Source organism: Actinosynnema sp. NPDC020468, assembly GCF_040642015.1.
In the GTDB taxonomy this organism is placed as follows: Bacteria; Actinomycetota; Actinomycetes; order Mycobacteriales; family Pseudonocardiaceae; genus Actinosynnema.
Genome location: NZ_JBFAEO010000062.1, coordinates 21,800 through 44,231, shown reverse-complemented (window position 1 = coordinate 44,231; position 22,432 = coordinate 21,800). Strand labels below are relative to the sequence as shown.

The 22,432-nt window shown below is 72.5% G+C and carries 24 protein-coding genes; 10 read left to right on the top strand and 14 right to left on the bottom strand.

All coding sequences use genetic code 11. From position 1 onward, the window contains the following. Nucleotides 1-50: 50 nt before the first annotated feature. From AB0G50_RS31910 to AB0G50_RS31895, 4 genes are all read right to left on the bottom strand, one after another. On the bottom strand, nucleotides 51-1,070 hold the full coding sequence (locus tag AB0G50_RS31910) for an LLM class flavin-dependent oxidoreductase (protein WP_360116271.1): 1,020 nt from the start codon (nucleotides 1,068-1,070) through the stop codon (nucleotides 51-53). Then, nucleotides 1,067-2,344, bottom strand: coding sequence for an LLM class flavin-dependent oxidoreductase (locus AB0G50_RS31905; protein WP_360116268.1), 1,278 nt, complete (start codon nucleotides 2,342-2,344; stop codon nucleotides 1,067-1,069). Before AB0G50_RS31905 ends, AB0G50_RS31910 begins: the two co-directional genes overlap by 4 nt. Nucleotides 2,345-2,357: 13 nt before the next feature. After that, a complete protein-coding gene (locus tag AB0G50_RS31900) occupies nucleotides 2,358-3,425 on the bottom strand; it encodes an LLM class flavin-dependent oxidoreductase (RefSeq protein WP_360116265.1) in 1,068 nt (355 codons plus the stop codon). 88 nt (nucleotides 3,426-3,513) lie between these two features. After that, entirely contained in the window at nucleotides 3,514-4,584 is a 1,071-nt protein-coding gene (locus AB0G50_RS31895) for an FAD-dependent oxidoreductase (RefSeq protein ID WP_360116262.1), read from the bottom strand. An 87-nt stretch (nucleotides 4,585-4,671) separates the two neighbouring features. Between AB0G50_RS31895 and AB0G50_RS31890 the strand changes: the two genes are divergently transcribed. The 4 genes from AB0G50_RS31890 (at nucleotide 4,672) to AB0G50_RS31875 (ending at nucleotide 8,164) form a co-directional block, all read left to right on the top strand. Next, nucleotides 4,672-5,778 carry an MsnO8 family LLM class oxidoreductase gene (locus tag AB0G50_RS31890; RefSeq protein WP_360116259.1) on the top strand — a complete coding sequence of 369 codons (1,107 nt, stop codon included), beginning with the start codon at nucleotides 4,672-4,674 and terminating at the stop codon, nucleotides 5,776-5,778. Between the two features lie 178 nt (nucleotides 5,779-5,956). Beyond that, the gene (locus AB0G50_RS31885; protein ID WP_360116256.1) at nucleotides 5,957-6,391 is read left to right on the top strand and encodes a DoxX family protein; all 435 of its coding nucleotides are present in this window, start codon (nucleotides 5,957-5,959) and stop codon (nucleotides 6,389-6,391) included. A 74-nt stretch (nucleotides 6,392-6,465) separates the two neighbouring features. After that, entirely contained in the window at nucleotides 6,466-6,888 is a 423-nt protein-coding gene (locus tag AB0G50_RS31880; protein WP_360116253.1) for a YciI family protein, read from the top strand. Between the two features lie 46 nt (nucleotides 6,889-6,934). Then, nucleotides 6,935-8,164 (top strand): RNA polymerase sigma factor, encoded by a 1,230-nt coding sequence (locus AB0G50_RS31875; protein WP_360116250.1) that lies wholly within the window; start codon nucleotides 6,935-6,937, stop codon nucleotides 8,162-8,164. Here the strand turns inward: AB0G50_RS31875 and AB0G50_RS31870 are convergent. The 5 genes from AB0G50_RS31870 to AB0G50_RS31850 are packed head-to-tail and all read right to left on the bottom strand — an operon-like array spanning nucleotide 8,138 to nucleotide 10,418. After that, nucleotides 8,138-8,605, bottom strand: coding sequence for an SRPBCC family protein (locus AB0G50_RS31870; protein ID WP_360116247.1), 468 nt, complete (start codon nucleotides 8,603-8,605; stop codon nucleotides 8,138-8,140). The two genes, AB0G50_RS31875 and AB0G50_RS31870, sit on opposite strands and share 27 nt — an antisense overlap. Further along, the gene (locus tag AB0G50_RS31865; protein WP_360116244.1) at nucleotides 8,602-8,910 is read right to left on the bottom strand and encodes a metalloregulator ArsR/SmtB family transcription factor; all 309 of its coding nucleotides are present in this window, start codon (nucleotides 8,908-8,910) and stop codon (nucleotides 8,602-8,604) included. The genes AB0G50_RS31870 and AB0G50_RS31865 overlap by 4 nt, the downstream gene beginning before the upstream one ends. A 49-nt stretch (nucleotides 8,911-8,959) precedes the next feature. Beyond that, nucleotides 8,960-9,604, bottom strand: coding sequence for a dihydrofolate reductase family protein (locus tag AB0G50_RS31860; protein WP_360116241.1), 645 nt, complete (start codon nucleotides 9,602-9,604; stop codon nucleotides 8,960-8,962). A 17-nt stretch (nucleotides 9,605-9,621) separates the two neighbouring features. Beyond that, entirely contained in the window at nucleotides 9,622-9,987 is a 366-nt protein-coding gene (locus tag AB0G50_RS31855; RefSeq protein ID WP_360116238.1) for a CrcB family protein, read from the bottom strand. After that, on the bottom strand, nucleotides 9,984-10,418 hold the full coding sequence (locus AB0G50_RS31850) for a CrcB family protein (protein ID WP_360116235.1): 435 nt from the start codon (nucleotides 10,416-10,418) through the stop codon (nucleotides 9,984-9,986). Before AB0G50_RS31850 ends, AB0G50_RS31855 begins: the two co-directional genes overlap by 4 nt. A 117-nt stretch (nucleotides 10,419-10,535) precedes the next feature. Here AB0G50_RS31850 and AB0G50_RS31845 point away from each other — a divergent pair, with 117 nt between their 5' ends. Next, nucleotides 10,536-11,480 (top strand): ribose-phosphate pyrophosphokinase, encoded by a 945-nt coding sequence (locus AB0G50_RS31845; RefSeq protein WP_360116232.1) that lies wholly within the window; start codon nucleotides 10,536-10,538, stop codon nucleotides 11,478-11,480. Between the two features lie 54 nt (nucleotides 11,481-11,534). Beyond that, nucleotides 11,535-12,110 (top strand): DinB family protein, encoded by a 576-nt coding sequence (locus AB0G50_RS31840; protein WP_360116229.1) that lies wholly within the window; start codon nucleotides 11,535-11,537, stop codon nucleotides 12,108-12,110. Here the strand turns inward: AB0G50_RS31840 and AB0G50_RS31835 are convergent. Continuing rightward, nucleotides 12,107-12,757 carry a helix-turn-helix transcriptional regulator gene (locus tag AB0G50_RS31835; protein WP_360116226.1) on the bottom strand — a complete coding sequence of 217 codons (651 nt, stop codon included), beginning with the start codon at nucleotides 12,755-12,757 and terminating at the stop codon, nucleotides 12,107-12,109. The two genes, AB0G50_RS31840 and AB0G50_RS31835, sit on opposite strands and share 4 nt — an antisense overlap. A 71-nt stretch (nucleotides 12,758-12,828) precedes the next feature. Here AB0G50_RS31835 and AB0G50_RS31830 point away from each other — a divergent pair, with 71 nt between their 5' ends. Both AB0G50_RS31830 and AB0G50_RS31825 read left to right on the top strand, forming a co-directional pair. Continuing rightward, entirely contained in the window at nucleotides 12,829-13,587 is a 759-nt protein-coding gene (locus AB0G50_RS31830; RefSeq protein WP_360116223.1) for an NAD(P)H-binding protein, read from the top strand. A 54-nt stretch (nucleotides 13,588-13,641) separates the two neighbouring features. After that, nucleotides 13,642-14,190, top strand: coding sequence for a DUF6328 family protein (locus tag AB0G50_RS31825; RefSeq protein WP_360116220.1), 549 nt, complete (start codon nucleotides 13,642-13,644; stop codon nucleotides 14,188-14,190). On the opposite strand, the gene AB0G50_RS31820 is transcribed toward AB0G50_RS31825, so the two are convergent. Next, complete coding sequence (locus tag AB0G50_RS31820) at nucleotides 14,116-16,737, bottom strand: AAA family ATPase (protein ID WP_360116217.1); 2,622 nt, start codon at nucleotides 16,735-16,737, stop codon at nucleotides 14,116-14,118. The two genes, AB0G50_RS31825 and AB0G50_RS31820, sit on opposite strands and share 75 nt — an antisense overlap. A gap of 384 nt (nucleotides 16,738-17,121) precedes the next feature. Between AB0G50_RS31820 and AB0G50_RS31815 the strand changes: the two genes are divergently transcribed. Then, a complete protein-coding gene (locus tag AB0G50_RS31815) occupies nucleotides 17,122-18,180 on the top strand; it encodes an MFS transporter (RefSeq protein ID WP_360116214.1) in 1,059 nt (352 codons plus the stop codon). Here AB0G50_RS31815 and AB0G50_RS31810 read toward each other — a convergent pair. After that, complete coding sequence (locus tag AB0G50_RS31810; protein ID WP_360116211.1) at nucleotides 18,177-19,454, bottom strand: isocitrate lyase/phosphoenolpyruvate mutase family protein; 1,278 nt, start codon at nucleotides 19,452-19,454, stop codon at nucleotides 18,177-18,179. The two genes, AB0G50_RS31815 and AB0G50_RS31810, sit on opposite strands and share 4 nt — an antisense overlap. A 66-nt stretch (nucleotides 19,455-19,520) precedes the next feature. Between AB0G50_RS31810 and AB0G50_RS31805 the strand changes: the two genes are divergently transcribed. Next, nucleotides 19,521-20,195 (top strand): helix-turn-helix domain-containing protein, encoded by a 675-nt coding sequence (locus AB0G50_RS31805; protein WP_360116208.1) that lies wholly within the window; start codon nucleotides 19,521-19,523, stop codon nucleotides 20,193-20,195. 354 nt (nucleotides 20,196-20,549) lie between these two features. Here the strand turns inward: AB0G50_RS31805 and AB0G50_RS31800 are convergent, their stop codons facing one another. Continuing rightward, on the bottom strand, nucleotides 20,550-21,299 hold the full coding sequence (locus AB0G50_RS31800) for a protein phosphatase 2C domain-containing protein (RefSeq protein WP_360116205.1): 750 nt from the start codon (nucleotides 21,297-21,299) through the stop codon (nucleotides 20,550-20,552). Between the two features lie 55 nt (nucleotides 21,300-21,354). Next, nucleotides 21,355-22,413 carry an ROK family transcriptional regulator gene (locus AB0G50_RS31795; RefSeq protein WP_360116202.1) on the bottom strand — a complete coding sequence of 353 codons (1,059 nt, stop codon included), beginning with the start codon at nucleotides 22,411-22,413 and terminating at the stop codon, nucleotides 21,355-21,357. Nucleotides 22,414-22,432: the final 19 nt, after the last annotated feature.

The window sequence follows — 22,432 nt, the reverse complement described above, 5'->3', positions numbered from 1 at the left end:
CGTGAAGAGGTCGCTCGAGGTGGATGTGTGACCACCCGCCGCGCCGGCGGTCACCAGACGGGGTCCGGGATCGTCTTGTCCAGCACGGGCGCGACCTCGGCCCGGAACAGCTCCAGGTTGGCCCGGTGCTGCCCGGGCGTCAGGCCGTCCGCGTCGGCCGCGAGGTGCATGACCGTGTGGCCGAAGCTCGCGTGGTACCGCTCGACCTTCTCGACCACCTGCGCCGGACTGCCGATGAGCGCGGAGCTGCGCTCGACGAAGTCCTCCAGCGTGGTGAACACCGGCTCCAGACCCAGGCTCGACTGGAGCGCCAGGCGCTTGTCGAAGATCGGCCGGAACACCTCCAGCGCCTCCTGCGAGGTCTTCGCGACGTAGAAGCCCGCCGTGCCCGCGCCCACCACCGGATCGCCGGGGTGGCCGTAGTGCGCCCACCGCTCGCGGTAGTGCTCGATCAGCTCCGCGTACGGGTCGATCGGGTTGGTCACGTTGGCCGAGAACAGCGGGTCGCCCCACTTCGCGGCCACCTCGACGGACTCCCGGCTGGTGGCGCTGCCGTGCCACACCCGGATCGGCCGCTGGTAGGGCCGCGGCCAGGTCTCCGCGTCGACCAGCGGCGGCCGGTACTTGCCCGACCAGGTGACCCGGTCCTCCCGCCACAGCCTGCGGAACAGCTCGTAGCCCTCGATGTTGCGGTCCCACTGGTCTTCCGGCGTCACGTGGAACAGCTCGCGCTGCGCGGCGCCGTTGCCCTTGCCGATCATCAGGTCGAGCCGGCCGTTCGACAGGTGGTCGAGCGTCGAGTAGTCCTCGAACGCCCGCACCGGGTCGAGCAGGCTCAGCGTGGTGACGGCGGTGTAGAGCCGGATCCGCTCGGTCCGCGCCGCGATGTGGCTCAGGATCACCGGCGGGGACGAGGAGATGAACGGCCGCTCGTGCCGCTCGCCCACCGCGAACCCGTCGTAGCCCAACTCCTCGGCCAGCACGGCGTTCGCGACCACCTCGTGCAGCCGCGCGTGCGTCGTGTCCGCCGGACCCGTGTGCGTGATCAGGGTCATCAGCAGGTACTTCACGACAGGCCCAGGTGCTCTCGCAGGGTGGTGCCCTCGTACTCGGACCGGAACACGCCGCGGTCCTGGAGGATCGGCACGACGGTGTCGGCGAACTCGTCGAAACCGCCCGGCGTCACGTGCGGCACGAGGATGAACCCGTCGCTCGCGTCGGCCTGCACGAGGTCGTTGATCGACGTGGCGATGGTGGTCGCCGAGCCGATGAACGTCTGCCGCGCGGTCTTCTCGATGATCAGCTCGCGGATCGAGAGCTTCTTGGCCTCGGCCAGCTCGCGGTACTCCCGCGCCACCTCGAGGGGGTCGCGGTGATGGCGGACGCTGGCCCGGCCCTGGGAGATGTGGCCCGAGTCGTCCACCAGCGGGTCGATCTCGGGCAGGGGGCCGTCCGGGTCGTAGGAGGACAGGTCGCGGTTCCACAGCTGTTCCAGGAACTTGATCGCGGTCTGGCCGCTGACCTGCTGCCGACGCACCTCGTGCGCCTTCTCCTGCGCGTCGGAGTCGTTGTCCCCCAGCACGAAGCTCGCCGCGGGCAGCACCTTGAGCTGGTCGCGCTCGCGGCCGTACTTGGGCAGCCGGCGCTTGACGTCCTCGTAGAACGCCTTGCCCGCCTCCAGCGTCGAGTGCCGGCTGAAGATCGCGTCGGCCTTGGACGCGGCGAACTCCCGGCCGCCGTCGGAGTCGCCCGCCTGGAGGATCACCGGACGACCCTGCGGCGAGCGGGGCAGCGCGAAGCGACCCTCGATGTCGAAGTGGTCGTCGCGGTAGGAGAACTCGCCGTTCTCCTGCCACGAGTCGAACAGCACGGTGGCGGCCTCGAGGAAGTGCTCGGCGCGCTCGTAGCGCTGGTCCGCGGGCAGGAAGCCGCCGCGGCGGAAGTTCTCGCCGGTGAAGGCGTCCCACGAGGTCACCACGTTCCACGCGGCGCGGCCCGCGGAGAGGTGGTCCAGGGTGGCGAACTGCCGTGCCACGTCGAAGGGTTCGTTGAACGTGGAGTTGATCGTGCCGGCCAGCCCGAGCCGGTCGGTGACCGCGGCGAGCGCCGCCAGCACGGTGAACGTGTCGGGGCGGCCGACCACGTCCAGGTCGTAGATCCTGCCGCCCTGCTCGCGCAGCCGCAGGCCCTCGGCGAGGAAGAAGAAGTCGAACTTGGCCCGCTCGGCGGTTTTCGCGAAGTGCGCGAACGAGGAGAACTCGATGTGGCTGCCCGCCTGGGGGTCGCTCCACACCGTCGTGTTGTTCACGCCGGGGAAGTGCGCGGCGAGGTGGATCTGCTTCATCTCGGCGGTCCTCTCAGGCCGTGGCGTAGCGGTTGGCGGGACGCGGCAGGCCGAGCAGCCCGCGCAGGGTCGACTCCTCGTAGGAGGTGCGGAACAGGCCGCGGCGCCGGAGTTCGGGCACCAGGCCGTCGACCACGCCGGTCAGGTCCTCGGGCAGCGAGCCGGGACGCAGCCGGAAGCCGCTCACGCCCGCCTCGTGCCACTCGGCCAGCAGGTCGGCGAGGTCGGTCGGCGAGCCGACGAACACGTGCGCGTCGGAGGTGAGCTCGGCCTGCTCGTCCAGGCGCGCCTTGCGGTCCGCGTCGAAGAACACCACCAGGTCGGCGAACCGGTGCACGTCCGGCGCCTTCGCGGCGACGTCGCGGATGTCGTCGACACCGCGCGGGGTGAAGAACAGCACGTCGGCGACGCGGTTCGCGAGGTCGTAGACCGGGTCGGCGTGCCCGAGCACGGTGACCAGCGGCTGCCCCTGCGGCGGGCGCGGCGTGATCGACGGTCCCTTGACGCTGAAGAACCGGCCCTCGAAGTCGATGTAGTGCAGCTTGTCCCGGTCGATGAACCGGCCGGTCGCGGCGTCGCGGATCTCCGCGTCGTCCTCCCAGCTGTCCCACAGCCGGCGCAGCACCTCGGTGTAGTCGCCGGCCTCCTCCAGGAGGTCGACGGCCAACTGGTCGGACGCGGTGATCGGGCCCTCGGGGAAGGTGCGGCGGCCGAAGTGGCGCGCGTCCTCCGGGCGGAAGGACACCCGGACCCGGACGCCCGCGCGGCCCTCGCTCACGTAGTCCAGCGTCGCCAGGGACTTGGACAGGTGGAACGGCTCGGTGTGCGTCGCGATCGCGGTCGGGACCAGTCCGATGCGCGAGGTCAGCGGCGCGACCCTGGCCGCGACCTGGACCGCGTCCAGCCGGCCCTCCGGACCCAGGCTGTCCTCCAGCGTCACGAAGTCGAGCAGACCGCGTTCGGCCTCCTTGACGAGGTCCACCCAGTGACCGGCCGTGAACCGCGCGTCCCCGTCGTGCGGCGCGGCCGGGTGCCAACCCGAACCCTCCAGCGCCACCGCGAGGTGCAGACCAGATCCCATGTCGTCGCGCCCCTTTCGTTGCCCCAACTCACCGGATTCTGCGTCAGGGCAAGGGTGCGTCGGGGTGACGACCACACCGTGGGAAGAATCAGGCCCGTTCGGCGATCCCGGGAATATCCAGCCGGAAGCGCGGATCCGGGCGGGTGCCCGAGGTGACCAGGTCGGCCAGCACCCGGCCGACCGCGGGCACGAACTTGAAGCCGTGCCCGGAGAAACCGGCCGCGACGGTCAGCGGTCCGACCCGGTCCAGCACGAAGTCGCTGTTCGGCGTGGTGGTGTAGGTGCAGCTGATCGGGGTGGCGTCGTCCGGGTCGAGGCCGGGCAGCCACTCGCGGACGTACTCGCGCAGCCGGGCGAACCGGGTGGGCTCGGCCCGGAAGTCCCGTTCGTCCGGGTCGACCTCCGGGCCGTCGCCGTGCGTGCCGACCTTGATCCCCTCGCCCGGGGTGGCCAGGCCGTAGACGCCGTTCGGGCGGTGGTGGATGAACGACGGCCAGTCCTCGCCGCCGTCGCGCGCGCGGAAGTGGGCGGGCTGCTCCTGGGTGATCCGCAGCGGTGGCAACGGGACCAGGCCGTCGAGCAGCTTCCGGCTCCACGCGCCGACCGCGACCACGGCCCGCCGCGCGGTGACCGGACCGTCGTCGGTGTGCGCGGTGACGCCGGCGCCGACCTCGATCCGCCGCACCCGCGCGCCGTGCCGGACGGTGGCGCCGTGGTGGCGGGCCGCTTCCTGGAGTTTCGTCACGGCCGCGTCGGCGTGCACCCGACCCGAGCGCGGGTGGAAGAACACCTCGTGGTCGAACCGCAGGCCGGGCCACCGCTCCGCCGCCTCTTCGAGGGGCAGCAGCCGACCCGGGCTGCCGGCCGCGGCCAGCGCCTCGGCCAGCCCGGTCACGTCGCCGTGGTCGACGCCGCCGGTTTCCGTCAGCACATCGCCCAGCTCGTGCCACAGCCCGAGCGCCTCCTGGGCGAACCGGGTGTAGAGCGGATCCCGGTACACCAGGCGGAAGATCCGCGAGGCGCCGTGGGACGCGCCGAACACGTGGCCGGGCTCGAACCGCTCCAGCAGCAGCACGTCCACCCCGCGCGCGGCGAGCTGCCAGGCCGCGGCGGAGCCCATGGCACCGCCGCCGATCACGACCACGTCGACATCCGTCACCTGCGGCAGGATTGTTGCGCACCTTGGGGTTTGTCCACGGATCCCACATTCCGGACCGACGTGGAACGGTGCCGTACCGTCGGCTCCGTGACTACCCCGCTGTCCGTGCTGGACCTGTCGCCGGTGGTGTCCGGAGGCACCGCGGCGGAATCGCTGCGCAACTCCGTGGACCTCGCGCGACGGACGGAGTCGTTCGGGTACAAGAGGTTCTGGGTCGCCGAGCACCACCTGGTGCCCGGCGTCGCGTCGTCCGCGCCGTCGGTGCTGATCGCGCTGATCGCGGCGGCCACGTCCACCATCAGGGTCGGCTCGGGCGCCGTCCTGCTGGGCTACTACTCACCGCTGTCGGTCGCCGAGCAGTACGGCACGATCGCCGCGCTGCACCCCGACCGCGTCGACCTCGGACTCGGCCGGTCCGGGTTCGTCAAGATCCGCGACCTGATCTCGAAGCTGACCTCCGCGCCCGCCGACACGACGCCCGCGAAGGTCGTGGACGGGCTGCTGATCCCGCCGAAGCCGAAGTTCGCCTTCGGCGGCCCGCACTTCGTCGACCGGTTCGAGGCGCAGCAGGAACTGCTCGGCGCGCGCGAGGGCGTGGACTACGACGCGCAGGTGGTCGAGGTGCTCGACTTCCTGGAGGGCACGAAGGAGGGCTTCGACTCGGTGGTCGCGCACGGCGCGCCGCTGGAGGTGTGGGTCCTCGGGTCCAGTGCCGGCGACAGCGCGGCGGCGGCGGGGCGGCTCGGGTTGCCGTTCACCGCGAACTACCACGTGAGCCCGTCGACGGTGCTGGAGGCGGTCGGCGCGTACCGGGAGGCGTTCGTGCCGTCCGCGCGCCGGGACCGGCCGTGGGTCGCGGTGTCGGCGGACGTGGTGGTCGCGCCGACCACCGAGCAGGCGCGGGAGTTGGCCTCGCCGTACGGGCAGTGGGTGCTGAGCATCCGCAACGGCGGTGGCGCGGCCGAGTTCGGCACGCCCGCCGAGGCCGCCGCGTTCGAGTGGACCGACGAGCAGCGGGAGATCGTCAAGGACCGGGTCGACACCCAGTTCGTCGGCACGCCGGACGAGGTGGTCGAGCGGCTGCACGCGCTGCGCCGGGCCGCCGGTGCGGACGAGTTGATCGTCACCACCATCACGCACGACCACGCGGACCGGGTCCGGTCCTACGAACTGCTGGCCGACGCCTGGCGCTGAGCCCCGGGTCGACCGACCCCTCCACCCTCCGGGGTGGAGGGGTTTTTCGCGTTCACGGCCCGCTGACCAGCGCGTTCACCGCGGCCGGAAAAGATCTGGGAAAAAGTTCGGCACCCGTGTCGATCCGGTGTCGCCCCGTTCGTCGCCCCAGCGAAACCGGAACCGAGGAGGGGACCTCATGACCGAGACCTTGGAGCACGTCGGGATCCGCGCCGTCGAGCGCGGGAACGTCCGGAACGACCTGGTGCTGGCCGGGTTCCGGGTGGTGGTGTCGTTCCTGTTCGGCTGTCACGGGTTGCAGGGGTTCGGGTACCTGGGCGGGATCGACGGTCAGGGCGGCGCGGTGCCGTTCGGGTCGTTCCCCGGCTGGTGGGGGAGCGTGATCCAGCTGGTCGGCGCGGTGCTGGTGGCCGCGGGCGTGGCGACGCGGGTCGCCGCCACGATCATGTCCGGCTCGATGGCGTTCGCGTACTTCGTCGTGCACCAGCCCACCGCGCTGCTGCCGGTGCACAACCTGGGTGAACCCGCCGCGCTCTACTGCTGGGCGTTCCTGCTGATCGCGGTCGTCGGACCGGGGTCGTTCACGCTGCGGCGCGCGCTCCGGCGCGGTTGATTCCACTCGGCACACCTCAGGACATCAGGATGGACCCGGGCGAGTTCGCCCACCGAACCGGAAGAGGGACAGTCATGCGCTTCATGGTCATCGTCAAGGCCAACGAGGAGTCCGAAGCGGGCACGCCGCCGGACGTGGAGATGCTCACCGAGATGGGCAAGTTCAACGAGGAGCTGGTCAACGCGGGCGTGCTGCTGGCCGCCGAGGGGCTGGCCGCCAGCTCCCAGGGCGCGCGGGTGTACTTCTCGGGCGACAAGCGCACCGTCGTGGACGGTCCGTTCACCGAGACCAAGGAGTTGATCGCCGGGTTCTGGCTGCTGGAGCTGCGGTCGTTGGAGGAGGCGGTGGAGTGGGTCAAGCGGGTGCCCAACACGGGCGGCGGCGACTCGCACATCGAGATCCGCCGGGTCGCGTCGCTCGAGGACTTCGGCGACAACCTCACCCCCGAGGTGCGCGAGCAGGAGGAGGAGCTGCGCCGCCGCACGGCCCAGCAGTAGCCCCCCGCTTGCCGGCGCGCGTCGGGAGCTGATTCGATCCCTGGTCGTGTCAGCTCCCGATGCGCGTCGTGCCGTGGAAGCCGTGTGGCGGATCGAGTCCGCCCGGCTGATCGCGGGGTTGGCCCGCACCGTGCGGGACCTCGGTCTCGCCGAGGAACTGGCGCAGGACGCCCTGGTCGCGGCCCTGGAGCAGTGGCCGAGGACGGGCGTTCCGGACAACCCGGGCGCGTGGCTGACGGCCGCCGCCAAGAACCGGTTCGTGGACCAGTACCGACGGCGGCAGAACTACCAGCGCAAGCTGGAGCAGATCGGGCGCGAGCAGGAGGACCTGACCGCGCCCGACGCGTCGACCGGGGTCGGCGACATCAACGACGACCTGCTGCGGCTGGTGTTCACCGCGTGCCACCCCGTGCTGTCGTCCGAGGCGCAGGTGGCGCTGACGCTGCGGATGCTCGGCGGGTTGACCACCGACGAGATCGCCCGGGCGTTCCTGGTGTCCGAGTCGACCGTGGCGCAGCGGATCGTGCGGGCGAAGAAAGCCCTGGCCAAGGCCGGTGTGCCGTTCGAGGTGCCGGCCGAGGACGAGCGGGAGGCCCGGCTCGCGGGCGTGCTGGGCGTGATCTACCTGATCTTCAACGAGGGTTACTCGGCCACCGCGGGCGACGACTGGATGCGACCGGAGCTGTGCTCGGACGCGGTGCGGCTGGCCAGGGTGCTGGCCGGGTTGATGCCCGCCGAACCCGAGGTGCACGGGCTGGTCGCGCTGCTGGAGATCCAGGCGTCCCGGTCGGCGGCCCGGCTGGGTCCCGGCGGCGAGCCCGTGCTGCTGCTCGACCAGGACCGCACGCGCTGGGACCGGCTGCTGATCCGACGCGGGCTGGCCGCGCTGGAGAAGGCCGGGCCCGGTCCGTACGGCATCCAGGCCGCGATCGCCGCGTGCCACGCGCGGGCGGTGCGGCCCGAGGACACCGACTGGACCCGGATCGCCGGGTTGTACGAGGCGTTGGCGCTGGTCGCGCCGTCGCCGGTGGTCGAGCTCAACCACGCGGTGGCGATCGGGATGGCGTTCGGGCCGTCGGTCGGGTTGGAGCTGGTGGACGAGATCGTCGCGGCCGGGGCGCTCGAGGGTTACCACCTGCTGCCGAGCGTGCGGGGTGACCTGCTGGCCAAGCTCGGGCGCGGCGAGGAGGCCCGCGCGGAGTTCGAGCTGGCCGCCTCGCTGACCCGCAACGCCCGGGAGCGCCGGCTGCTACTGGACCGGGCCGCCTGCTGCTAGCACCTTGCCGAGGTTGTCGAGGAGCTCCTTCGTGCCGCCCTCGCGGTACCGGTTCTCGTCCAGCCCGTCGAGGAAGGCGCCCAGCTCGGTGTGCACGAGCCGGGTGCCCTCGCCCTCGGGCAGGAACTCGACCGTGGCGACGGACACCGACAGCCGGCGGTCGTCGGCGTACATCTCGTAGGTGGTGACGATCCGCTCGTTCGGCACGATGTCCTGGTAGCGGGCGTGGTAGCGGTAGACCGTTCCGCCCTCGACCGGGCCGCCGGCCACGCTCTCCTCGCCGCCCACCCGGAAGTCCAGCCGGTGCGGCTGCGCGGTCCACTGGCCGTCGAGGACGAACCAGGCGGCCTTGGCGGGCGCGCTCGACCAGGCGGCGAACACCCGGTCGGGCGCGGCGTCGTAGGTGCGTTCGATCGAGAACGTGCCGTGCGCGGTGGTCATGGGTTCTCCCTGAGGTAGTCGTCCAAGCGGTCGAGCCGGCGTTCCCAACCCGTGCGCCGCTGTGCCAGCCAGGTCTCGGCCTCGCGCAGCGCCGTCCCCTCCAGGTGGCACACCCGCACCCGGCCGATCTTCTCCGTGCGGACCAGGCCGGACGCCTCCAGCACCTGGAGGTGCTGCACGACGGCGGCCAACGACATGTCCAACGGCTTCGCCAGCTCGCTCACCGAGGCCGGGCCGCGGCTCAACCGGTCGACCATCCCGCGCCTGCTCGGATCGGCCAGCGCGTGGAACACTTGGTTAAGCACTTGCTTAAGTATCCGCGCGTGCCGAACGGTGTCAAGGGGGTGGCGTCGGTCAGCGCTCGGCGCGGGCCAGGTGGACGTGGGAGACCGCGGCCGAGCCGACCATCTCGACCACCCGGTAACCGCGCAGGGCGTCGTCCTCGAACAGGTGCTCGCCCGCGCCCGCGATGATCGGCGTGATCACCAGGTGCAGGTCGTCCACCAGGCCGCGGCGGAGGAACTCGCGCACCGTGGCCACGCCGCCGCCCAAGCGGACGTCCTTGCCGTTCGCGGCCTCGAAGGCGCGCGCCAGGACGACCTCCGGGGTGTCGGACACGAAGTGGAACGTCGTGCCGCCGTCGAGGACGAGCGACGGCCGCGGGTGGTGGGTCAGCACGAAGACGTCGTGGTGGAACGGCGGGTCCTCGCCCCACCAGCCGGTCCACGACCCGTCCGGCCACTCTCCGCGCACCGGGCCGAACATGTTGCGGCCCATGATGGTCGCGCCGACGTTCTCCTCTCCCCGGGCCACCTGCTCGTCGTCGACGCCCTCCTCTCCGCCCGGCTCGCCGTGCGCCGCGCGCCAGGAGCGGGTGGCGATCAACCAGTCGTGCAAGCCCTCCACACCGTCGCCGAACGGGGCGTCGGCCCGCTGGTCCGTGCCCGAGCCGTAGCCGTCGAGGGAGATCGTGAAGTTGTGCACGCGGAGCTTGGGCATCGTCGGATCCCTTTCGGTCAGAGCAGCGCCTGCGCGACGGCCGCGCCGAGGAACGCGCCGCCGAGCCCGGCCGTGACGCTGACCGCGACGTTGGCGACGGCGTGGAACCGCTGCCCCGTCTCGACCAGCCGGAACGTCTCGTAGGAGAACGTGGAGTAGGTGCTCAGGGTCGCGCACAGGCCCGGGCCGAGCAGCACCTGGAGCGGCTCGGGGATCGCGGTGGCCGCGCCCGCGAGTCCGCCCAGGACCGCGCACGCGACCAGGTTCACCGTGAACGTGCCCCAGGGGAAGGTGGTCGGGTGTCCGGACTGGACGGCGCGGTCGGTGAGGTAGCGCAGCGGCGCGCCGACCAGCGCGCCGAGGACGACCAGCAGCCAGTTCACGAGGTCCTCGCGCGCAGCGAGCGGGTGGCGGTGACGGCCAGCAGCACGGCCAGCAGGCCCGCGGCCACCGTCGCGGCCAGGTAGCCGAGCGCGGTGGTCGCGCGGTGGTGTTGCAGGAGGCGCTGGAGGTCCACCGCGAAGGTGGAGAACGTGGTGTAGCCGCCGATGACCCCCGTTCCCACGAACGGGCGGATCAGGTGGTGCCGCGGCTCGCCCTCGGTGAGCAGGACCAGCACGACGCCCAGGAGCGCGCAGCCGGTGGTGTTGATCGCCAACGTCGTCCACGGGAATCCGGTGGGCGGGGTCGGCCAGAGCAGGGTGGTGCCGTAGCGGGCGCACGCGCCGACCGCTCCGCCCAGGGCCACCGCGGCCACGACCGGTCCCTGGCGGGTCGGGTACCTCGGGTCCACGTCCGGGTCGATCGGTTCCATGGCGGCTACTCCAGGTGCGGCGGCGTGGTCAGGATAGGCCGAACGGGGTGGGCAACCACACGTCGGGGACGGCGCCGGAAGGCGTTCCGGACGCGGGTGGCTCGATAGGATCCGGGCGTGCGGGACATCGCGGTCTTCAGCGGCAGTGGTCACCCGGAGTTGGCGGCCGAGATCTGCGCCCACCTCGAGGTGCCGCTGCACCCGGCTCGGGTGCAGCGGTTCGCCAACGACTGCCTGGAGGTGCAACTCCAGGCCAACTGCCGGGAGCGGGACGTCTTCCTGATCCAGCCGCTGGTGCGGCCGGTGCAGGAGAACCTGGTCGAACTGCTGCTGATGCTGGACGCGGCACGGGGCGCGTCGGCGGCGCGGACCACTGTGGTCATGCCGCACTACGCCTACGCGCGGTCGGACAAGAAGGACGCGCCGCGGATCTCGATCGGCGGGCGGCTCGTCGCCGACCTGCTGGTGGCGGCGGGCGCGAGCCGGGTGCTGGCGATGACGTTGCACTCGCCGCAGGTGCACGGGTTCTTCAGCGTGCCGGTGGACCACCTGCACGCGTTGCGCGAACTGGCCGGGCACTTCCGCCAGTACGACCTGTCCAACACCACCGTGGTGTCGCCGGACCTGGGCAACGCCAAGGAGGCCGCGCACTTCGCGCGGTTGCTCGGGGTCCCGGTCGCGGCCGGCGCGAAGCAGCGGTTCGCCGACGACCGGGTCACCATCAGCTCGGTGATCGGCGAGGTCGCCGGGCGCGACGTGATCGTGCTGGACGACGAGATCGCCAAGGGCAGCACCGTGCTGGAACTGCTGGAGCGGTTGCGGGAGTTGGGCGCGCGGTCGATCCGGGTCGCCTGCACGCACGGGTTGTTCTCCAGTGGCGCGTTGAAGCGGATCGGCGACCAGTCCGACGTGCTGGAGGTGGTGTGCACCAACACGGTGCCCATCCCGCACGACGAGCGCGGTCCCAAGCTGACCGTGCTGTCGGTGGCGCCGGCACTGGCCGAGGCCATGCGGCGCATCCACAACGGCGAGTCGGTCAGCGCGCTGTTCGACCCTTCCTGAGCGGGCGCACCGGTTTCGGGTGCGACGCGCGCTCGTGGGTGGCAGGGTGTTCCCATGGGTGCCAAGAAGGCGTTGCTGGAGTACTTGCAAACCGGCCGGGACGCGTTGGTGTGGAAGCTCGAGGGTGCTTCCGAGTACGACGTGCGGCGGCCGTTGACGGTGACCGGCACGAACCTGCTGGGCTTGGTCAAGCACGTCGCGGCGGTCGAGGCCGCGTACCTCTGCGACACGTTCGGCCGGCCGTTCCCGGAGGAGTTCGGCTGCTTCGCCGACGGCGCCGAGGTGAACGACGACATGTGGGCGACCGCGGACGAGTCCCGCGAGGACCTGGTGGCGCAGTACCGGCGGGTGTGGGCCCATTCCGACGCGACGGTGGAGCTGCTGGACCTGGACGCGCTCGGCACGGTTCCGCACTGGCCGGCCGAGCGGGGTCCGGTGACGTTGCACGAGATCCTGGTCCGGGTGATCGCCGAGACGCACCGGCACGCCGGTCACGCGGACATCGTGCGGGAACTGGTCGACGGCTCGGCCGGGATGATCCCCGGCAACGAGAACCTGCCCGGCGAGGGTGCGGAGTGGTGGGCGGCCTACCGGGAGCGGTTGCAGCGGGTGGCGGACGGTTTCCGCTAGCAGGTCCGGCTTTCCGGGCGGCGGCCCGCGAAGTAGGCCGACGGCGGCACGCCCATCGCGGCGCGGAACTCCGCGGTGAGGTGGGACTGGTCGTAGTAGCCGAGGTCGGTCGGGGTCGCCGCGCCACCGGTGGCCGGCACCCGGCGCAGCCGGGCGATGCGCGCGTAGGTCTTGGGCGAGAGCCCCACCGCCCTGGTGAACAGGGTCCTGAGGTGGCGTTCGCTCACGTGCAGGGCTCGCGCGGTGTCTGCCACCGAGTGGCGCAGGAGCAGCCGCGCGGCCGTCTCCGTCAGGTTCGACCGGGACCGGTCGGCGGCGGCGGCCCTGGCGAGCAGGGCCTCGTGCAGTTCGGCGGCGGTGTGCACGTGGTGGCCCCACAGCGCGGACAGCGGGACGACCTCCTCGGCCGGCGCGTCCACCGGTGCGCCCAGGAGCGACTGGGCGCGGCCCGGGGTCAGCCGGATCACGGTGCGGGTGCCGGTTCCCCGGTAGTAGCCCGCGCGCGCCCGCGGGCCGGTGACGTGCGGTTCGGCGGCGCCGGCGCAGAACACCACGGCCGTCGCGGTGTCCGGTTCGTGCACCAGGTGGTCGTTCCGGGAGGTTTCGGTGCCGATGGTGCTGACCCAGGGGCGCAGGCGGGTGTCCATTCCCGGGACAACCGCGCGGGTGTGCCGAAACTTCCAAGACGGGAGGGGCGGTCGGGGGCCAGGCTGGTGGCATGTTGCTGATCACGGGAGCGTCCGGCACGGTCGGGCGCGAGGTCACCGGGTTGCTCGCGGCGCGCGGCGTCGAGTTCCGGGCCATGTCGCGGACCCCGGTCGACGGGCAGGTGTACGGGGACTTCGAGGACCGCGCGTCCCTGGAGGAGGTCGTGCGCGGGGTGGCGGCGGTGTTCCTGCTGACCAGCGGGACCGAGGCCATCCGGCGGCACGACCTCGCCCTGCTGGACGTCGCGCGGCGGGCCGGGGTGCGCAAGGTGGTGAAGCTCGGCGCCATCCGGATCGGGGTGGTGCCCGAGTGGCACGGCGCCGGCGAGGAGGCGGCCGAGCGGGACTTCGCGGCGACCCTGTTGCGGCCCAGCGTGTTCGCGTCCAACTCGCTGCACTGGGCCGGGCTGATCCGCGAGGGGTCGCCGATCCCCAACCCCATGGGTGACGGGAAGTTCGGCGTGATCGACCCCCGGGACATCGCGGAGGTCGCGGTGGAGGCGTTGCTCGGCGAGCACACCGGCGCGTTCACGTTGACCGGGCCGGAGTTGTTGAGCGTGCGGGACCAGGCCCGGGTGCTGGCCGAGGTGCTCGGCCGCGAGGTGTCCACTGTGGACATCGGGTTGGAGGGGTTGCCGCCCGCCTACGCGGACGGCGCGCGGCGGACGCTGGACGGCGAGGCGGCCGTGCTGACCGACGACGTCGAGCGCGTGCTGGGGCGGGCGCCCCGCGGGTACGCCGAGTGGGCGCGGGACCGGTTCCCGCGCTGAGTCTCCGTCAGCCGACCGATGTCTCCGCATCCGTGCGGGTACAGGGTTGTGGACATGAACAGCGAAGAGCAGTACGACGCGAGGCGGGGCGAGACACCGGCGCAGCGGATCGACCGGAACTACGGGGAGATCCTCCAGGAGATGCGCGTGGCGCAGACCGGGGTCCAGCTCCTCCTGGCGTTCCTGCTGACGCTGGCGTTCACGCCCAGGTTCGCGACGCTGGACGCGTTCCAGCTCCAGGTGTACGTGGCGAGTCTGGTGCTCGGCGCGGGTGCGACGGCCCTGCTGATCGCACCCGCGCCGTTCCACCGGCTGGTGTTCCGGCGGCGGTTGAAGAGCGAGTTGGTGCGCACGTCGAGCCGGTTGTTGTTGGCGGGACTGGTGTTGCTGAAGCTGGCGCTGGCCGCCGCGCTGCTGCTGATCCTCGACGTGGTGCTGGGGTTGTGGCCGGCGGTGGCCGTGACGAGCGCGATCACGTCGTGGTTCAGCTTCTGGTGGTACGTCGTGCCGTTGCGGTACCGGGCGCGGTCATCCCGTGTGGCGCACGGCTTCCCGGGCGATGTCCGTCCGGGAGCGGACGCCCAGCTTCGCGAGCACGTGTGACACGTGGGTCGCCACCGTGCGGCCGGACAGGTAGAGGCGTTCGCCGATCTGCCGGTTCGACAGGCCCGTCACGACCAGCTCGGTGACCTTCAGCTCCATCGGGGTCAGGCTTTCCCAGCCGTGGGTCGCCCTGCGGTGCCGGGCGTGCGGGCCGCGCCGGACACCGAGTTCGCGCAGGGTGGCGATGAGCACGGTGGCGTCCCACTCGGCGCCGAGTTCGGCGTGCAGGTCCAGGGCGGCGGTCATCGCGGCCCGGGCGGCCGTCCGGTCGCCCTGGGTCGCGAACCGCTCGGCGGCGGCGGCGAAAGCCTTGGCGGACAACACTTTCCGACCCGCCTCGTGGTACTGCGCGGCGGCGTCGAGGAGGCGGAGCGGGTCGCCGCACGCCAGACCCCGGCAGTAGGCGGCGGTGCCGCGGCGGTGCGGGACGTCGAGTTCGGCGGCCAGTTCCTCGGCGCGGCGGACGTCCTCGGCCGGGTCCTCGCCCAGTCGCACGGCCAGGCGCACGGTGTCCGGCAGCAGGTCCTCCAGGTCTCCCCCGCGCAGCACGGCGAGCGCCTCGACCCGGAGTCCGCGCTGCTCCAGGGAGAGCGCGCGGGCCAGCGAGAGCGACGCGACCACGTGACCCTCGAACCCGCCGGCGTCCTCGAGCACGGCGGTGTGGCCGCGGTGCAGGCGGATCAGGGCGGCGATGCCGTGGTCGCAGCGGGACACCATGGGGTGCTTGAGGTCGTCGGCCAGCAGGTCGACCTCGACCAGGGCCTCATCCCAGTGGCCCGCGTCGAAGAGCAGTTGACCCAGCGCGCTCTGCGCCTGCGCCAACCGGACCAGGTTGCCCGCCCGGTCGGCGGCGTGGCGCACCTCCCGCGCGGCCGCGACGGCCTCCGGCAACCGGTCCAGCTCGCCGAGCGTGACGGCCTGGTTCACCTGGAGCAGCAGGCTCAGGTCGGCCGTGGCGGGGTCACCGGTCGCGGCGGCCAGCGCCTGGTCGAACAGCGGCAGCGCGTCGGCCATCCGACCGCGGGCCATCGCGACGATCGTGCGGACGTGCAGCGCCCAGCTGGTGGCGCGGCGGTCGCCGAGCGCGGTCGCCCGGTGGGCGAAGTCCTCCGCCGCCTCCAGGTCGCCCAGGTTCCAGTGCGCGCGGGCCGCCAGCACCAGGAGCAGGGCGCGGTCGACGGTGGAAATGGCGCCCTGCAAGGCTTTGCCGATCTCCTCCAGCGTGCGCGCCGATCTGCCGGTGAGGCTGAAGCACTGGGCGAGCGTCCAGTGCAGGTCCACCGGTCCGCCCTGCGCGAGACCCGCCAGCGCCACCGATTCCGCGCCGTGGTGGTCGCCCAGCCGGAACCGCGCCTCGGCCAGGTGGGCCATCAGGCCGGGCTTGTCCTTTGTGGACGGTTCCTCGACGGCCTTGGCCAGCAGGTTCTCGGCGGCCTCCGGCGCGTGCGCGACGAGCGTCCGGCCGTGCCGGGACAACCAGTCCGGCGCCCAGTCCGGGAGCCGGTCGGCGGCCAGCAACTGGCGGGTGACCCGGTCGACGCTCGCGCCCGTGTCGACCAGCGCGCGGGCCGCCTCGGCGTGCCACGCGCCACGCGCCGCCTCGGGCACCTGGTCGTACAACGCGCTGCGCACCAACGGGTGCCGGAAGGACAGGCCGGCCGGGCCGTCCTCCAGCACACCGCCGACCGTGGCGTCCTGGAGGGTCGGCACCAGGTCCGCGACCCGGACGCCCAGCACCGCGGCCAGGTCCGCGACCGGGAACTCCACGCCCAGCAGCGCGGCGGCGACCAGCGCGCGCCGCGCCTCGGGCGCCAGGAAGCCGACCCGGTCGGCGATCGCGGCGGACAGCGACGCGGGCACCCCGGCGCCGGTGACCCGCGCGGTGCCGGTCGCGTCGACCTCGAGGGCCTTGCCGCGCACCAGGGCCTCGACCAGTTCGACCAGGTAGAGGGGGTTGCCGCCGGCGTCCCGGGCGAGGGCGGTCAGCGCCTCGTCGGGCGTGCCGCCGGCCAGCGCGGCGGTCAACTCGGCGACCGCGTCGGCGGCGAGCTTCGGCACGGTGAGCGTCGTCGGGTCGACGGCGCCCAGGTCGTGGCGCGGCAACGGGCGCAGCACGCCGACCAGCAGCAGGGGCAGTTGCGGCACCAGCCTGGCGAGCCTGCGCCACACCGCGAACGTGTCCGCGTCGGCCCACTGGAGGTCGTCGACGACGAGCACCACGGGACCTTGCGCAACCAGGTCCTCGACCCGGTCCAGCAGCTTCTCGGCGGTGGTGGCGGCGGTGTCCGCCCGGGCGACGGCGAGTGCGTCGAGCAGCGGGAGCAGCGGCAGCGGCCGACCCAGTTCGTCACCCGCGCCGCGGCACACCCGGAAACCGCGGTCGGCCGCGTCCTGGCACAGCGCGCGGACCAGCGCGGTCTTGCCGATGCCCGCCTCGCCCCGCACGACCAGCGCGGTGCCCCGCCCGTGCGCCAGGTCGTCCACCACGGCGCGCAGGCGGGCCAACTCCCGGTCGCGCCCGGTGAGGCGCGCGGTGACGGCACGCATCCCGAGAGAATACAAGGAAAACAGCAGGTTAACAAGCAATTTATGCAATACCAATTGCAATAGTGTTCCCTGCCCTTTTCCTGGCGTTCACCGAATTTCCCGCGCGCTTTTACCCGTGACTGTCACGGTGAGTGGCGGAATGAATTCGCACCGAATCCACATGGAGTCCGCCATGCGATCCGGTTACCTCCTGCTCGCCGCGCTGTTCGTGCTCGCCTTCGTCGTGCCGCTGGGCGGCATGCCCTACGACTAGGCGCAATTGGTTGGCACCCGGCCTCCGGGCCGGGTTAGCCTCCCCGCATGCCCTTCGGTTGACGCGCCACACCGCCCGCGGCCCGTCCGCTCGCCCGACTCGTCGTCGGGTGGTCGGCGCTCGCGCACACCGTGCCGATCTTCCCGCTGTACGCCCTGCTGTTCACCGACGCGGGGATGTCAGCCGGGCAGGTGTCGGCGCTGTTCGCGATCTGGTCCGGGGTCGGCATCCTCGCCGAGGTGCCGCTGGGCGCGCTGGCCGACCGGTTCTCCCGCCGGTGGTCGCTGGTCGCCTCCGGCGTGTGCCAGGCGCTCGGGTACGCGCTGTGGACCGCGCTGCCCGGGTTCACCGCCTTCGCCTTCGGCTTCGTGCTGTGGGGGTTGGGCGGCGCGCTGACCTCCGGCGCGCTGGAGGCGTTGCTGCACGACGCGCTGGTCGACGTCGGCGCGGAGGCGCACTTCGGGGTGCTGCTGGGTCGGGTCACGGCGGTCGAGCTGCTGGGGCAGATCCCGGCGGCGGTGCTGGCGACCGCGCTGTTCTCCCTGGGCGGCTTCGGGGTTGTCGGGTGGGTGAGCGTCGGGGTGTGCCTCGCGTCGTCGGTGGTCGCGGCCCGGTTGCCGGAAACCCCCCGCGGTGAACCCGAGAGCTACCTCGGCACGCTGCGGTCCGGGTTGTCCGACGCGGCCTCGACACCGGGGCTGCGGATGGCGCTCGTGGTGGCCGCGCTGCTGATCGGCGTGGACGCGTTGGAGGAGTACTTCCCCCTGCTGGCCCAGGAGTGGCACGTGCCGACGGCGCTGGTGCCGGTGGCCGTGCTGATCGTGCCGCTGGCCGGCGCGGGCGGCGCGGCGCTGGGCGGGACCCGGTGGCCCGTGGGGGTGCTGCTCGGGGTGGCGGCCGGGTTCCTCGCGGTGGCGGGCGTGCTGCGGTCGCCGGTCGGGCTGGTGTTCGTGGCGGTGTTCTACGGGCTGTACCGGCTCGTGCTGGTGACGGTGCGAACCCTGGTGCAGGAACGGATTTCCGGCTCGGCGCGGGCGACCGTGACGTCGGTGGCCGAGTTGTTCGGCGAGACGGCGTCGTTCGGGGTGTACCTGGCGTGGGTGCTCGGCGGGGTGGTCGCGGTGGCCGCGGCCGTGGCGGTGCTGGCGCTGGTGGTGGGGCGGGCCGGGGTGGTGGCGCGGGCGCGTTAGCCGATCAGGTCGCGGATGTCCTGGTAGCCGGGGATTCCCGTGGGCAGCACGTCGTCCTTCGCGCCCAGGGCGGTGTCGACGGCGGCTCGGAGCGCGACGCGGAAGAGCAGGGAGCCGGTGCTGACCCGGCGCACGCCGAGGTCGGCGAGGGTGCTGAAGTCCAGTTGCGCCAACGTGTTCACCGGCACGTCCACGGCGGCGACGACGGCGGCGATGGCCCGTTCGTCGGTCAGGCCGGGCACGAACACGCCGTCCGCGCCGGCGTCGGCGTAGCGGCGGACGCGGTCGAGGGTTTCGTCCTGGGCGACGTGCAGCCAGTGGGTGTCGGTGCGGGCGTTGACGAACAGGTTGGGCGCGCCCCGCTTGAACCTCGCGACGATCGCGGCCTGGTGCTCCGGGTCGGCCAGGGTGTCGCCGCGGGCGTCCTCGATGTTCACGCCGGCGACGCCCAGTTCGTACAGCTCGGCGGCGAGGTCGTGCGGGTCGACGCCGAAGCCCGCCTCGACGTCGATCGTCACCGGTATCGGGAGCCGGGCGATTTTTCGGGCCAGGGACAGGGTTTCCGGCAGCGCGACACCGGCGGCGTCGGGGAGGCCGTTGGCCGCGGCGACGCCGAGGCTGGTCGTGCCGACGGCCGGGAAGCCCGCCTGGGCCAGGGCGGCGGCGGAGGCGAAGTCCCAGGCGTTGGGCAGCAGGAGCGGGCGATCGCCGTGGTGCAGGGCGCGGAACCTGGTCGCGCCGGCGGCGAGGGCTTGTGCGTGGGCGCGTCCAGGGCAGGCGTGCGGGCCCTCGCCGAAGGGGCGGCCCTCCAGTGGCACGACGACGACCCGGCCGTCGCGGTCCACGCGCCTGGTGGTGGGCACCGGGGTGTCGTGGCCCGCGATGAGGGCGGCGGTGGAGTCGCAGGCCTGGACCAGGAGGCCGATGCGGTTGGCCGTGGCCTCGTCCCAGTCGCCCGCGATGTCGACCAGTCGGGCCACGGCGGCGTCGGCCTCCTCGGTGGTGGGGAGGTGGGGTTGGTAGCAGCGGGCGATCCGCTCGACGTCGTGGACGACGGTGCGGGGCAGGCCCAGTGCCTCGGCGAGGGTGGCGACGTGGTGGCCCGGGCGGTCGAGGGTGTTCGGATCCACTGTGGACAGCATCCGGTGCACGATCTCCCGGCGGCGGGCGTGGTCCTCGCCCTCGCTGAACCGGACGACGTTGGCGCGCAACCAGGCCACGCCGGTGGTGGCGCGGGGCACGGGTGGGACGGTGAACTCCGGGTCGGTCAGCACCCGGCCCACGGTAGTGGCGGCGCGGTTCGGCGCCGGCCGAAACGTCGTGGGCGCACAATGGCCGGCATGGCTGCCGAATCCCTGGCCGGGTTGGCCGCGTTGTTGGCCGACGGGACGCGTGCGCGGTTCTGCCTGGAGTTGATGGACGGGCGGGCGTGGACGGCGGGCGAGTTGGCGGCGGTGGCCGGGGTGGCGGCGTCGACGGCGAGCGAGCACCTGTCCCGGTTGGTGGCGGCGGGGTTGCTGGTCGAGCGTCGGCAGGGTCGGCACCGGTACGTGCGGTTGGCGGGGCAGCGGGAGGCGAAGCTGCTGGAGGACCTGCTGTCGTACCTGGGTCCGACGCCGCCGCCGAGGCGGACGCTGTCGTCGTCCCGGGCGACGGAGGCGTTGGCGCGGGGGCGGACGTGCTACGACCACCTGGCCGGCCGGTTGGGCGTGGCGATCACCGAGGCGATGACGGCCCGCGCCCTCCTCACCCCCGACCTGACACTGACCCCGGAAGGCCGAACCTGGCTCACCACCACCCTGGACGCCACCCTCCCGACCACCCGCCCCCCGACCCGCTCCTGCCTGGACTGGACCGAACGCCGCCTCCACCTGGCAGGCCCCGCCGCCGCCCACCTCTGCGCCCACTTCCAGGAACACGACTGGATCCGCAAAGTCGGCACCACCCGAGCCGTCACCGTCACCCCGAAGGGCAAGAAGGCCCTCCACGACCTCCTGGCCCTCTCCCTCCCTTAGCTCTCCCCGACGCTCCGCGCTGTGTTCCATCACCCTCATGTCGAATCGTTCAACAATCCAACAAACCCACGATCCAACAACTCGACAATCCGACAATTATCCCGCAGCGCGCGCCGATGTGCCACGCACCGAGCGTCGGATTGTCGGCGGCAAGGATTGTTGAACAATCCACACCGAGGAGCCCAGGCAAGTCGTTGAATGAGAGGATTGTTGAACAATCCGACGATTGAACGATGAACCGGCGGCGGAACGTGGCCGAACGCGACCGCAGTCGGCTACCGGCCGGCGTCAGCGGCAGGCGACATCAGCGGCAGGCGGCGTCGGCGGTCGGCGGCGAGTGGGCGGCGTCGGCCGTCAGCGGCGGAGCCAGGCGGGGAGCCAGGAGGGGTTGGCGGCCGGGATGACGTCGATGACCAGGCAGGTGATGTTGTCCGGGCCGCCGGCGGCGTTCGCGGCGTCGATCAGGGCGCGGACCGTGTCGTCGCCGTCGGGTGTCGAGGTCAGGAGGCGGCGGATCTCCTCCGGGGGCACCACGTCCGAGAGGCCGTCCGAGCAGATCAGGTAGCGGTCGCCCTCGTGGGCGTCCTGGTGGAAGAGGTCGGCGTCGTGGTCGCTGCCCGCCTGGAGCGCGCGCATCAGCATCGACCGGCTCGGGTGTTCCGCGGCCTGTTCCGGGGGCATGCGGCCGTCGTCCACCAGCGCCTGCACCATCGTGTGATCGCGCGTCACCTGGGCGAGTTCGCCGTCACGCACCAGGTAGCACCGCGAGTCGCCGATGTGGCACACCGCGAACCGCTCGCCCTCCCACAGCAGCGCGGTCAGGGTGGTGCCCATCCCGCGCATGTCGAAGTTCTCCTCGGCCAGGTCGGTCAGCCGGATGGCGATCTCCCTGGTCGCCGCCGCCAACTCGGTGTGCGGGTCGTCGGCGTCGACGTCGAGGTCGGCCAGCACCGCCACCGCGATGTTGCTGGCGACCTCCCCGAAAGCGTGACCGCCCATGCCGTCGGCCACCGCGAACAGGCGCTCGCTGAAGTACACCGAGTCCTCGTTGGCCTCACGGCGCAGGCCCGGGTCCGTTCCGACGGCGTAGCGGAGCGCATGCATGCCGCACAGTGAATCACCCGCCGGAGTGCCCGCGAGCAGCACTGTCCCCATTTCGTCAGCGCGGACGACCGTAGAACTCGCTCAGGACGAGCATCGCCGCCCCCGCCGCGACCACGTCGTCACCCAACGGGGTCACGCTGACGTCCACCGGGAGCCAGTCGTCGCGCGGCATCTTCGCCCGGACGGCCGAGAGGTAGTCCGCCGGAGCGGCGAGCACGGCGCGGCCCGCGAGCACGATGTGGTCGATGTCCAGCAACTGCACCAGGTCCGCCATGGCGGTGCCGACGATCGAGGTCGCCTCGGCCAGGTCGCCCGCGGCCGCGGCGAGGTTGTGCAGCACCTCGACGCACCCGGTCCGCCCGCACACGCACTTCGGCCCGTCCAGGCTGAGCGTGGTGTGCCCGAACTCGCCGGCGTTCGTCCGCGCGCCCCGGTACACCCGGCCGTCGAGCAGCAGCCCGACGCCGACACCCGTCCCGACCAGCACGAGCACCGCGTCCCGCACCGCGTCGCCGCGCCGCCACGCCTCGGCCAGCACGGCGGTGTTGGTGTCCTTGTCCACCACGACCGGCAGCCCGAGGCTGCGCTCGGCCAGCTCGCGCAGCGGCACGTCGTGCCACCCGACGAGCCCGGTCGCGTCGTGCACCACGCCGGTGCGGTGGTCGACCGGGCCGACGATGCCGATGCCCGCGCCGAGCAGGCGCTCGTCGTCCACCGGGCGGACGAGCGCGATCAGCCTGGCCAGTTCGGCGATGAACGTGGGCGGGTCGTAGTCGCGCGGCAGTGGCGCGTGCACGCGGTCGAGGACGGTGCCGGCGAGGTCGGTCAGGACCACCCGCAGCTCGTCGCGCTCGACCTGCGCGCCCAGCGCGAGCCTGCTGTCCGCGACGAGGCTCAGCAGGGTGCGCGGCTTGCCGACGCCGACGTTGCGGGTTCCCGTCTCCACGAGGAGACCGTCCGCGATGAGCCTGCCCACCACCTTCGACACGGCCTGCGGCGTGAGGCCGCTGCGTTCGGCGAGGTCGACCCTGGTGACGGCGCCGGACCGGGCCAGGCCCAGCACCACCGCGTCGTTGTAGCCGCGGAGGAAGCGCAAGTTCGGCACGGTCGCCATGCTCTCACGACTGGCTTTA